11 protein-coding genes are annotated in these 11,770 nt (G+C 33.4%); 5 read left to right on the top strand and 6 right to left on the bottom strand.

Annotated features, from left to right (window positions below):
- Window positions 1–135 precede the first annotated feature (135 nt).
- Together ROY99_03645 and ROY99_03640 are read right to left on the bottom strand one after the other, a co-directional pair.
- Window positions 136–765, bottom strand: a complete 630-nt coding sequence (locus ROY99_03645; protein MDT3695460.1) for an outer membrane beta-barrel protein — start codon at window positions 763–765, stop codon at window positions 136–138.
- A 28-nt stretch (window positions 766–793) separates the two neighbouring features.
- Window positions 794–1,219 (bottom strand): hypothetical protein, encoded by a 426-nt coding sequence (locus tag ROY99_03640; GenBank protein ID MDT3695459.1) that lies wholly within the window; start codon window positions 1,217–1,219, stop codon window positions 794–796.
- A 593-nt stretch (window positions 1,220–1,812) separates the two neighbouring features.
- Between ROY99_03640 and ROY99_03635 the strand changes: the two genes are divergently transcribed.
- Genes ROY99_03635 through ROY99_03620 form a run of 4 tightly spaced genes read left to right on the top strand, consistent with a single transcriptional unit; the run spans window position 1,813 to window position 3,938 of the window.
- A complete protein-coding gene (locus tag ROY99_03635; GenBank protein MDT3695458.1) occupies window positions 1,813–2,427 on the top strand; it encodes a YqaA family protein in 615 nt (204 codons plus the stop codon).
- Window positions 2,428–2,446: 19 nt separating this feature from the next.
- Window positions 2,447–2,914, top strand: coding sequence for a thioredoxin family protein (locus ROY99_03630; GenBank protein ID MDT3695457.1), 468 nt, complete (start codon window positions 2,447–2,449; stop codon window positions 2,912–2,914).
- On the top strand, window positions 2,893–3,294 hold the full coding sequence (locus ROY99_03625; GenBank protein MDT3695456.1) for a hypothetical protein: 402 nt from the start codon (window positions 2,893–2,895) through the stop codon (window positions 3,292–3,294). Before ROY99_03630 ends, ROY99_03625 begins: the two co-directional genes overlap by 22 nt.
- Complete coding sequence (locus ROY99_03620; GenBank protein ID MDT3695455.1) at window positions 3,294–3,938, top strand: hypothetical protein; 645 nt, start codon at window positions 3,294–3,296, stop codon at window positions 3,936–3,938. Before ROY99_03625 ends, ROY99_03620 begins: the two co-directional genes overlap by 1 nt.
- A 73-nt stretch (window positions 3,939–4,011) precedes the next feature.
- Here the strand turns inward: ROY99_03620 and ROY99_03615 are convergent, their stop codons facing one another.
- The 4 genes from ROY99_03615 to ROY99_03600 all read right to left on the bottom strand — a co-directional run bounded on the left by ROY99_03615 (window position 4,012) and on the right by ROY99_03600 (window position 9,024).
- A complete protein-coding gene (locus ROY99_03615; GenBank protein ID MDT3695454.1) occupies window positions 4,012–5,457 on the bottom strand; it encodes a pitrilysin family protein in 1,446 nt (481 codons plus the stop codon).
- Entirely contained in the window at window positions 5,454–6,761 is a 1,308-nt protein-coding gene (locus ROY99_03610; protein ID MDT3695453.1) for a pitrilysin family protein, read from the bottom strand. Before ROY99_03610 ends, ROY99_03615 begins: the two co-directional genes overlap by 4 nt.
- A gap of 151 nt (window positions 6,762–6,912) precedes the next feature.
- On the bottom strand, window positions 6,913–7,437 hold the full coding sequence (locus ROY99_03605; GenBank protein MDT3695452.1) for a YceI family protein: 525 nt from the start codon (window positions 7,435–7,437) through the stop codon (window positions 6,913–6,915).
- Window positions 7,438–7,575: 138 nt separating this feature from the next.
- The gene (locus ROY99_03600; protein ID MDT3695451.1) at window positions 7,576–9,024 is read right to left on the bottom strand and encodes an ATP-dependent DNA helicase RecQ; all 1,449 of its coding nucleotides are present in this window, start codon (window positions 9,022–9,024) and stop codon (window positions 7,576–7,578) included.
- Between the two features lie 175 nt (window positions 9,025–9,199).
- Here ROY99_03600 and ROY99_03595 point away from each other — a divergent pair, with 175 nt between their 5' ends.
- On the top strand, window positions 9,200–11,746 hold the full coding sequence (locus ROY99_03595) for a PAS domain S-box protein (GenBank protein MDT3695450.1): 2,547 nt from the start codon (window positions 9,200–9,202) through the stop codon (window positions 11,744–11,746).
- Window positions 11,747–11,770: the final 24 nt, after the last annotated feature.

Below are 11,770 nucleotides of genomic sequence, written 5' to 3'. Positions count from 1 at the left end.
GCACAATAAATAGCTTAAAAAGACATTTAAGCTAAAAATTCAGTCTTTTTTACAAAGTTGGATTATTTTTTACATAAAAAAACCCCCGAAATTTCTTTGGGGGTTTTGTGTAAATAAACAGTCTTAAATAGGAAATCAAAGTTTAAATTTAAGTGATGCGCCAAACTTTAATGAAAGAACGCTGTTGCTTTGTCCAGGGAAGTTATAAGTATCAGTTATTGGGATATAAACCAGAAAATCTGTACCCAGCCCCATATCAGGAGCAAGTTTAAATGTATATCCGATACCTGTAGCAATGTCAAAACGAATAGATTTCGTTTCAGGGTTCATCGGTTGAACAACTGGCTGCTGACCTGTTGCCGATTGTGTTGACTCACCACTTGAATTTAGTTTAATACCTAATGATGGTCCAGCAGTCATGTAAAATCCGCTAAACTCCATCTTAAACATTGGATCAATTGCAAGATAAGAAAGACTAAGAGAAGTTTCTTGAGTAACATTGTTTTGAGTTTGTGAGTTAGAAAAATTTCTCATATCAAATGCGGTCAGATTAACCATCAATCCAAGCATTCTCCCAAAAGTAACATCAACTGTTGCCCCAAATCCAGCACCGATTCCGTTCCAGCTTCCGGTTAGTCCTTTTGCATTATAAATATTAAAATTACCCGATATTCTTGGACCAATCATTACTGTAGTTTGAGCAAGAATATTTGTGGATAGAAAAAGAAAAACTGACAAAATAATCAGTTGCTTAAGTGATTTCATTGTTTTCTCCGTATATGATTATTAATAATTATTGAATTGTAATGCTTGTTGTCGAAGTGTATGAAGCTCCAGTACTGCTTCCCACTTTTCCAACAATTGAAAAATCCCATTTCTGTCCTTGGGCAAGAACAGTAATTGGCCCAACATAAGCCGGATTGTTGGCATCGTAAACAGTTGTGCCATTATCTGTTACCTGTTCATTATTAACACCAGCGGCTGGGCAATTTGCTGTGATGGTGTTAATTACCACAGGTGTACTTGGTTTGAATTCAAAAAAATATTGCTGCTGCTGATCCTGTGCAAGGTTAACAGTAAAGGTTACACTGCCACCACCGCCGCCGTTTCCGCCACCGCCAAATCCGCCAGTATTGTTTGGTGAGGTCGAATTGTCCTTACAACTAATAAATGCAAACACAGTTAGTGCCGCCAACAAAAATGTAAAGGTCCTCTTCATTTTATCTCTCTCCTTATGTGATCAAATATAGTTAGTTAAATATCCCTGATTCTTTTAATTATAAGATACTTGTTTAGCTCAATACCGACACTACATAAGTCTGTAGTTTAAATTATTAATTGTCAAATATGCCTAATCAAATATATATGATTATAAATATATGCTCAAAGCTTACTAAATTTAGCTGAAAACAATATATAAAAAATAATTTTCAGACAAAATACGCTATATGTATTAAAAATTTAAAATTAAATCTGACAATTAGCTGAGAAACAGTTTAGATAAAACTTCTATTGGTATTAGCTAAAAGTATATTATATAACATTTAGAGAGTTTAATTCTTATCTTAATACATTTTAATCAAAGTCAAACAGTTTCTAAATTCAATCAATCAATTCATAAAATCCCCTGTTTCCTCTGATAATGTTGCATTTGAAGTAATATTATCAGAACTCAGTAAGATAGCTACGTGAAAAATTGCAAAATCTTCATCAATATTTGCCAAAAGTTGATTATATATGTTCAGAAATTATGCCATTAGAATATCTGCAGTTTTTTAATTCGGTTAAAATCATTTAAGTTTGATCTCAATTATGAAAATTGTTAGAAAACTTTACGATTGGGTTCTTCACTGGGCTGATACTAAATACGGGGCAATTGCCCTGTTTATATTGGCTTTCGCTGAATCATCCTTTTTTCCAATTCCACCAGATGCACTTTTGATTGCATTAGTATTAGGCTCTCAATCCAAAGCGTTTAAGTTTGCAGCAAACTGTACTATTGGATCTGTCCTTGGTGCATTATTAGGTTATGTGATCGGACATTTTTTGTGGTGGACACCTTCAAATGAATTTTCAGGTATAGCACAATTTTTCTTTAATAATATTCCATCATTTACTCCTGAGGGATTTTACAAAATTCAGGATATGTATAAGGAATATGATTTCTGGATAATATTTACTGCCGGATTTACACCAATTCCCTACAAACTTATCACGATCACAGCAGGTGCTTTTAACATTAATTTAGTTATGTTCATAGTCGCTTCTGTTATCAGCCGCGGCGCAAGATTTTTTCTCGTTGCGTTTTTAATCTGGAAATTCGGTCCGCATATAAAGTCATTTATTGATAAATATTTTAACTGGCTTGCCCTGGTTTTTACAGTTTTGCTTATAGGCGGATTTTTAGTTATTAAATATTTTATTTGATATAAAAACAGGATTCAACATGTTTTCAAAACCTTTATTTGTTTTCTTTCTGTTATTCTTCCTCAACTCATTTGCTCAGGATAATAAATCACATTTAAAGTTTGATCCGGACAGAGATCCTTTTGAAGATCTAAAGATAACTATTAAGGCAGCAGAGCAATCCGATAAAAGAATTATACTCGATGTCGGCGGCGAATGGTGTATCTGGTGCCATAGAATTGATGCTTTTATGCAGAACACAGAAGAAGTAAAATCATTGCTGGAAGAAAACTTTATAATTCTTAAAGTGAATTACAGCAAAGAAAATAAGAATGAAAAGTTTTTATCTCAATATCCGCCGATAGATGGTTATCCGCATTTCTTTATGCTAGAAAAAGACGGTGCTTTATTACACTCACAAAATACCGGCGAACTGGAAAAGGACAAAGATTATAGTAAAGAAAAGTTTGTTGAATTTTTAAATAAGTGGAAACCAAAAAAGAAGTAATTATGAATGGGGTGGATTTTAAAACCTGGATGAAAGTGTTCAGCCAGTCCTGGGTGGATAAAAATTCTGCTGTTTTTTCTAATTTATTTTCAATTGATTCAGTTTACTACACTTCACCTTTTAATCCACCTGCAAGTGGAAGAGAAGAAATCAAATCATCAGCAGAAAAGTTATTTAAAGATCAATCTAATCTTAAATTTAATTATGAGATTTTATCCTTTGAAAACAATGCCGGCATTTGCAGATGTTGGTGCAGATACTTTAGCATTCATAAAGAAAATCTAATTAAGTTAGACGGTATCTTTTTTTGTCGTTTTGATAAAAATAATCTTTGTAATTCCTTTAACAGTTGGTGGAATAAGGAGGCAGAAATTTCTTGATGTATAATTTTAGATTTAGAATATATAACAATGCATTTTCACTCAAAACATTAGGTGCTTTAATTGTTTTCCTTTTATCTGATGCGGCTTTTGCTCAGGTTAAAAGTGATTTCGTTCTAACTCCTTGTATCGGCAATCAGGTGCTTAATTCCAAAACAACTGAAACTGAGCTGATAAAAATGACCGGTAAAAATAATTCGGAACGAGTTGAAAGGTGGTATAGTGAAGGTACTGAAAAAATTATCGGCACCGTTTTCTTTAAAGATACTCCACAATCCTTTTTTGTTAAGTGGCGCGATACTGTTAACTTCAAATATCCTGAGTGGATTGAAATTCATGGTGATAAGTCTCTTTGGGAAATTGATAATGGAATTAGGATTGGCACGGAATTAAAAGAACTGATTAAATTAAATGGAAAACATTTTAAGTTTTCGGGCTTTGACTGGGATTATGGCGGTTATGCAATTTTTGAAAAAGGAAATCTGGAATCTGACTGCTATTCTGTGCAGCTTTATTACGATTATGAAAATTTATTTGAAAATGAATGGAATCAAATTGTAGGAGACAAAATTGTTTCTACAAAAAATCCTGTTTTAAATAAAATAAAAATATTTGTTGATGTAATTACTTTTTATTTCAAGTAGGTTTATAAAACTGGAACACGGGTTAATCCGTTTGATTAGTTTAATCCGTGTTCCAATTCGATTTACTTAAACTTTAGAACCCGTCTTCACTGATATTTTTCTCAATCACTCTTCCATACTTTTTAGCAATGTTTCTAATCTCATCTGCTTTACCGATGAGTACAAACTGCAGATTATCTTTTGGAAAATATTTTTTTATAATCTGACTTGCTTTTGTAACTGTCATTTCATCAACAGCTTTTTCAAAATTATTGATGTAAGAATCTTCTATTCCATAAATATATTTTTGTGTTAAAAATCCAGCCAACGAACCAGAAGTTTCGTAATTAGGAGGAAACTGTCCTTTGATATAACTTTTCGCCGAAGCTAAAGTTTTTTCATCAATTCCATTATCAAAAAGCCTGTTATATGTTTTTAATGCTAGATCAATTGCTGGTTCAGTAAATTGATTTGCCGTAAAAGTGCTGATATAAAAAGTCCCGGTTGTTTTGTACGATGTAAATCTGCTTCTTGCACCATAAGTATATCCGGCATTTACACGAAGCTCATCGTTTAACCAGCTTGTAAATCTGCCTCCAAGGATTGTATTTATTACGTCAATCTGACTTTTGTCAGGATTACTCACAGGTACTCCAAAACCGCCAATCATAAATGTGGTTTCTCTTGCATTTTCTTTGTTGATCAAATAAACTACAGGTTCTTTCAGCTCTTTTTGATCAGGTCTTGTATCATAAATTATTTTAGGCGCAGTTGTAAACCAATCAGCAAAGACATTAACAAGCTGAGCTTCCATTTCATTAGAATTAAAATCACCAACAATCGCAATTGCACAGTTTTCGGGTCTAAAATTCTTCTGATAAAAATCTAAAACTCTGGCTCTGTCTATTTGTTCAATTGATTTCTTAGTGCCGTCAACCGGATTCCCATAAGGTGAGTCATCAAATAAAAGTTTATTATAGTATGAACCGATAACCTGTCTTGGACTTTCTTTTGCCTGATCAAGTTCTGAAATCCATCTTTGTTTTCTTTTAACTATTTCTTCATCAGGAAAAACAGGTGCTTTAATTATTTCTGCAAGTACCGGTAAAAGAGTCGATAAATGTTCTTTCATAAACTGCGTAGAAATACCTGAGTAATCTGATCTGGAATATGTATTAAGGCTGCTACCATAAAAATTGAAAATTGAATCAATCTGATTTTTTAGAAATTTCCTTGTTCCAAATTTCAGCGCTTCCGCAGTAAATGAAGAAAGCCCGCTTAAATCACCATCTCTTACTGCACCGGCATCCATGACCACAGAAATAGAAATTATCGGAACATCTTTCTTCTCCATTAAATAAATAGTTAAACCATTATCCAACTGGACGAGATTATAATCTGGAAGTTTAAACTGTGAATAACTACTGACACTAAGCAGCAAGAATAACAAAGTTTGTTTTAATGGCTGCATAATAGATGGTATCCTTCTGTTCTTATCTTTTTTAATATTACTTAGTAAATAATTGTTTATGGATTTCATTTGTCTTCCTCCGTGTTTAACACCCCAACTGTTCTGTTTTGTCTTGAAAAATATTTTACTGCAATATTTTTAATATCACCGGCTGTAACTTTTTTGTAATCATCCGGAGCTGTAAACATTTTTTTGTAATCGCCAAAAAACAGTTCATAAGTTCCAATGGTATTGGACATTCCATTTATTGTTTCAGTAGTTCTGTAAAAAGACATTAGCTTCTGGTTTTTTACTTTCTGCAGCTCATCTTCACTAATTCCATCATTTATAATTTTATCAATCTCAGACTGGATAGCATTTTCCAATTCACTGGCTTTAACACCATCGCTGCATATACCATATAAATAAAACAAAGTTGGATCAAATGCTTCGGAATAAAATGCTCCAACTTCTAATGCGAGCTGTTTATCATCAACAAGCGAACTGTAGAGTCTGGAAGATTCTCCTTCCGACAAAATTGAGCTAAGTAAATCAAGGGCGTAATAATCTTCTGTACCTGATTGTGGAACGTGATAAGTAATCATTAAATAAGCATTAGGAACTTCCCGCTTAACGAAGACTCTTCTTTCCCCTGTTTGCTCGGGTTCTACTGTGTGCAGACTTCTTGGTTTTGGTCCGGAAGGGATCGGTTGAAAATATTTTTCTGCAAGTTTCTTTACTTCATTTAATTTTACATCACCGCTGATAACTGCAACACAATTATTGGGTGCATAATAAGTATGAAAATAATTTTCCAGATCTTCCTTGGTCCAGTTTTTAATATCAGATTCCCAACCAATAACTGGCCACTGATAAGGATGTGCAATAAACGCTGCGGCTTGCACCTCCTGCCACAATTGTTCAAGCGGATTATTTTCTAAGCCAGTGCTCCTTTCAGAAAGAATTACACCGCGTTCGCTTTCTATCATTTTAGGATCAAAATTCAGATTGGCAATTCTGTCTGCTTCAAGATCAAATATCACTTCTAATGAGCTTGAAGGAAACCAATCAGTATAAGCAGTGATGTTCTCGGAAGTATATGCATTATTAGACCCTCCATTTGCTTCCATAACACGATCAAATTCTTTAGGTCCGTATTTTTTTGCACCATTAAACATCATGTGCTCAAAGAAATGTGAAATGCCGGTAATACCTGTATATTCGTTCCTAGAACCGACTTTAAAAAACAGATACATATTTGCATTTGGAATTGAATGATCCTCAAGAACAAAAATTTTCATCCCGTTTTTGAGTGTAAACGATTTTACATCATCTGCTTTAACTTGTGCAAAAAGTGAAACAGCAGAAAACAGAAAAACAAAAATGTACTTCATAATTTTCCTTAAATAATTAAACGATTGATTTAAAAATACAAATTGTGAAGTGTTATTTAAGAATAACTTTTATGAGCGGTAAGTAAAAAGAATTAAGGGCAGATATTTAATTCCATCAGAGCAAGTGCTCTGATGGAAAACATAGCAGTTTTTAGGCCTTATTTAACTCGGCTGAAATTTCAATCTTAACTTCGTCACTGACCACAATACCGCCAGCTTCAGTTAAGGCATTCCATTGTAAACCAAAATCAAAACGATTTAGTTTTCCAGATATTTCAAATCCTGCAACATCAACACCGCCAAACCCCTTTGTTGACCCATTATAAGTAACGTTCAAAGAAATCTCTTTCTTTGTTCCACGAATAGTTATGTCTCCAATAACAACATAATCCTGATCTGATTTTTTTGATATTGATTTTGAAACGAATGTAAGCTTGGGGTGGTTAGCAGCATCGAAAAAGTCTGCTGATTTTAAGTGTCCGTCTCTTTGTTCATTCTTTGTATTTATGCTGTTTACATCAGCTTCGAAAGAAATTTTAGCATCAGAAAAATCTGCTTTTTCTGACTCAACTGTGCCGGAAAAGGAATTGAACTGACCTGTAACAGTAGAAACCACAAGGTGTTTTACTTTGAATTTAATTTCGCTATGTGCCGGATCAACTTTCCATATTGTCATAAAAATATTCTCCTTTAATTAATTGTTTTAAATTTTAGTCAAAGATATGTGTTATGACACGCATTTGTCAAGCCAGAGATATTAATAATACATTAAAAACTGTTTTTTGTGATTATAATCAAAAAAGTTTGTGTTTGTCTATGGATTTAAGCTACAATTATCGCAATTGCCACAAGGTTTTTCTCCAGGAAAACCAAAATAATCCGAAATAAAAATACGCCTGCATTTTTCGTTTCTAAAGTAGTTTACCATCGAAAGAAGTTTTTTATTGTCGTTTAATAATTTTTCTTTAAGGTAATCTTCATCCAGCAAAATTGCTGGAAGAGACTCAATAACTTTAAGATTTTTCTGTTCAATTTCTCCTTCAGTTACCCCATAACGATCTAACATTGCAATTGCAGTTTCAATTCTAAAATCATTCCTGTTTTTAAAGCTCATTTGTTCACGTAAATAATCAATCCCGCTTGAGTTTATCAATCCAATATCCCGCTGTAACAAATTGTAAAGGGCAAAATAAAAATCCGCATCCGGATTTGACCATTTAATAAACTCCATTTGTGTGTATAGGTCTTCCTGATTGTAAAGCAGTAAACACAATGAATCTTTTCCGTCTCTGCCTGCTCTGCCAATTTCCTGATAATATGATTCAATTGACGAAGGAACTTCAGCATGAATGACAAATCTTATATCTGCTTTATCTATTCCCATTCCAAATGCATTTGTTGCAAGAATGAGTTTTTGTTTACCATTTAGAAAGTCTCTTTGCATTTGTTTTCTCTGCCTATCTTCCAGCTTACCATGGTAAACTCCATGCTCAAATCCTTTATCACCAATAATCTCAGAAAATCTTTCAAGAGTTTTAATAAGTGAAAAATATATAATTCCACTTCCGTCATATTTTTCTAATGTTGAACAAATTTCTTTTAACTTTTCTTTATCATCAAAAACATCTGCTGCTTCTAATCTGAGATTTGGGCGCTCAATTCCCTGATGAAATATTTTTACTTCATCAGTTTTGAGATTGAGTTTTAATATAATATCTGCCTGAACATCTTTAGTGGCAGTAGCTGTTAGTGCAATGGTAAGCGGATTACCAAGTATTTTTCTGAACTCTCCTATACGCGAATAATCAGGGCGAAAATCATGTCCCCATTCCGAAATACAATGCGCCTCATCAACAGCAAGCAAATCAATTTTAACGGTTTTTAGTTTTTCAACAAAATCTTTTTTACGGAATCTTTCCGGCGTTACATAAAGTATTTTGATACTCCCATTTAAAAAATCTTCCAACCCTTTTTCCCGTTCTTGCTTTGAAAGAGTAGAATTTATAAAAGCTGCCGGTACATTTTTCTTTCTTAAAGCATCAACCTGATCCTGCATTAAAGCAATCAGCGGACTTATTACAATGGTTTTATTTTCAAAATAAAGTGCTGGTATCTGATAACATAAAGATTTTCCGCTGCCGGTTGGCATTAGAACTAAAGAATGTTTTCTTTCTTCAGTTATCCGCTTAATTATGGTCTCTTGTAAACCTCTAAAAGATTCGAAACCAAAATAATTTTTTAGAATTATTTCTGCTTTATCCATATAACCGATATGTTTTAATAATCATCAATTTTTAACAATGCTAATTTATCTCAATTATTTAAACATTATTTGCGATAATTAAATTACTTTTGCGTTGTAAAGATATTCAAATATTTTTCAATAGAAGGTTTAATTAAGCAGGCATAAGAGATTACGTTATTTAGCAATAAACTTTATGATAATAAAAACCACAAAAACTATTCTACTTGTTGAAGATGAACCAACAATTGCAATGACAGAAGCCAATACTCTGAAAAAACACGGCTATGAGGTGATAATTGCATACAAAGGAGAAGAAGCAGTTGTCATTGCATCAGAAAATAAAGAAATAGATTTAATTTTAATGGACATTGATCTGGGGAAGGGAATTGATGGAATCGAAGCAGCTCAAATTATTCTTCAAAGCCGCGAAATTCCTGTTGTGTTTTTCTTAAATCATGCCGAAAGTGAAATTGTAGAAAGAACTGAAAAAATCACTTCTTATGGATTTTTTGTTAAAAACACCGGAGAAGCAGTGCTGCTTGCAACCATCAAAACAGCATTTAAACTTTTTAATGCACATACCACAATGCTTGAAAATGTGAGAAGACTTAATATGTCGTTAGAAGGTACAGGCATCGGATTATGGGATATGAACTTTAGAACACAACAAGTTTACAGGAATGATAATTGGTTTGCAATGCTTGGATATGAGCTAAACGAAGCTTCCGGTTCACTTGATTTTTGGAAAGGGATTATTCATCCGGATGATTATGAATATGTAATCAAGGAAACAGAAAAACATCATAAGGGTTTAACAGAGTATTTAAAAGTTGAACACAGACTAAGATGTAAAGATGGTTCTTATAAGTGGATTCTTAATTGGGGAAAAATTTTTGAAAGAGATAAAAAAGGGGAGCCCCTGAGAGCTTTGGGTGTTCATATAGATATTAACGAAAAAAAACTGGCTGAGGAATCTTTAAGAAAAAATAAAAATAAATTACAAAGTATATTTAAAGCCGCACCAATTGGTTTCGGACTTACTTCGAACAGGATTCTTATTGAAGTAAACGAAAGAATTTGCTCTATGCTTGGTTACTCCTGTGATGAGTTGGTTGGTAAAAGCGCAAGGGTCCTTTATCCGACACAGGAAGAATTTGAATATGTTGGCAGTGCTAAATACGATCAAATTGCAAACCACGGAATTGGAACTGTTGAAACACGATGGCAAAGAAAAGACGGCAGCATTATAAATATTCTGTTAAGCTCAATACCACTTAATCTTGAAGATATTACAGCTGGGGTTACTTTTACAGCAATTGATATAACCGAAAGAAAAAGAGTTGAAGAAGCACTGCAAACAAGCCTTGTTAAATATCAGGTATTGTTTGATTCGTTTCCACTTGGAATTACCGTTTCTGATCAGGCGGGCAATATACTTGAAAGCAATAAACAAGCTGAAAGACTCCTTGGAATAACAACACAGGAGCAGAACTCAAGACAGATAGACAGCAAAGAATGGTATATAATCAAAACCAATGGATCGATTATGCTGCCTGAGGAATATGCTAGTGTGATCGCACTTAAAGAAAATCGCCTTGTTGAAAATGTTCAAATGGGTATAGTTAAAAAGGATGAGGAAATAGCCTGGATAAATGTTACTGCTGCTCCAATTCCCCTAAAAGATTATGGCGTTGCAGTTGCCTATGGAGATATTTCAGAGCGTATTAAGTACGAAGAAGAATTAAAACAGAGCGAAGAAAAATATCGCAGGTTTTTTGAAGAAGATTTAAGCGGTATTTTTATTTCAACTCCCGAGGGCAAAATAAAAGCCTGCAATCAGGCATACGTTAAAATGATGGAATACAACAGTATTGAAGAACTTCTTTCCAGCAATCCGGTAGAACATTACGACAATCCGCAAAAAAGGATAGATTTCTTAAATCTACTTCGTAAAGAAAGAAAGCTAAATGATTTTAGAGCAGAAGTGATAACTAAAAACGGGAAAAAAATTTATACACTTGAAAACATTATCGGTATATTTGATAAAAATGATACTCTCGTCGAGTTCTGGGGTTATGTTAATGATATTACCGAAAAAAGGAATGCTGAGATTGCTCTTAGAAATGCGGCGGCTGAAAAAGAAGCGCTCCATAAAGAATTACTCCATAGGGTTAAAAACAGTTTTAATCTTATAAAATCTTTAATCTTTATTGAGCGGGATAAAATTAAAGATCCTAAGGCAAGCAAAGTCCTGGAAAATATTGAAATGAGGATAACAGCACTGGCACAGATGTATTCAATCTTAAATGACAGCGGAGTATCTAAAAAAATTAATCTTGGTGCTTACTTAAGACAATTAACTGATACTCTTTCACTAACATACATTAAGAATTATGAAAAAGTAAAAGTGCAGCAATTCTACGATAATGTATTTACTACAACCCGGAACGCTACTTCGGTGGGACTAATTGTAAGTGAACTTGTTACTAATTCATTAAAATATGCCTTTCCAGATGAAAGAGACGGAATAATAACCATATCGCTGGAGCTAATTGATAAAAAAGTTAACATCACAGTTTCAGATAATGGTATCGGGGTTTCTGAAGATTTTGATATTGAAAATTCAGCCGGTTTAGGGACACAGCTTGTCTCTATGTTAGCAAAACAACTTAATGGAACAATAACGCTGAATAAAGAAACAGGTGTTAGTTATACAATTATATTTCCAATTGATGAATAGCATTGCATGTTTCTACATTAAGTT

The organism is Ignavibacterium sp. (assembly GCA_032027145.1).
Taxonomy (GTDB): Bacteria; Bacteroidota; Ignavibacteria; order Ignavibacteriales; family Ignavibacteriaceae; genus IGN3.
Note: the sequence above shows the minus strand (reverse complement) of the source record. Positions and strands in the feature narration are given on the sequence as shown.

Excerpts from the sequence above, each read along its gene's own strand:
- ROY99_03645 (MDT3695460.1), bottom strand. The coding sequence starts at position 765 with ATGAAATCACTTAAGCAACTGATTATTTTGTCAGTTTTTCTTTTTCTA.
- ROY99_03640 (MDT3695459.1), bottom strand. The coding sequence starts at position 1,219 with ATGAAGAGGACCTTTACATTTTTGTTGGCGGCACTAACTGTGTTTGCA.
- ROY99_03635 (MDT3695458.1), top strand. The coding sequence starts at position 1,813 with ATGAAAATTGTTAGAAAACTTTACGATTGGGTTCTTCACTGGGCTGAT.
- ROY99_03630 (MDT3695457.1), top strand. The coding sequence starts at position 2,447 with ATGTTTTCAAAACCTTTATTTGTTTTCTTTCTGTTATTCTTCCTCAAC.
- ROY99_03620 (MDT3695455.1), top strand. The coding sequence starts at position 3,294 with ATGTATAATTTTAGATTTAGAATATATAACAATGCATTTTCACTCAAA.
- ROY99_03615 (MDT3695454.1), bottom strand. The coding sequence starts at position 5,457 with ATGAAATCCATAAACAATTATTTACTAAGTAATATTAAAAAAGATAAG.
- ROY99_03610 (MDT3695453.1), bottom strand. The coding sequence starts at position 6,761 with ATGAAGTACATTTTTGTTTTTCTGTTTTCTGCTGTTTCACTTTTTGCA.
- ROY99_03605 (MDT3695452.1), bottom strand. The coding sequence starts at position 7,437 with ATGACAATATGGAAAGTTGATCCGGCACATAGCGAAATTAAATTCAAA.
- ROY99_03600 (MDT3695451.1), bottom strand. The coding sequence starts at position 9,024 with ATGGATAAAGCAGAAATAATTCTAAAAAATTATTTTGGTTTCGAATCT.
- ROY99_03595 (MDT3695450.1), top strand. The coding sequence starts at position 9,200 with ATGATAATAAAAACCACAAAAACTATTCTACTTGTTGAAGATGAACCA.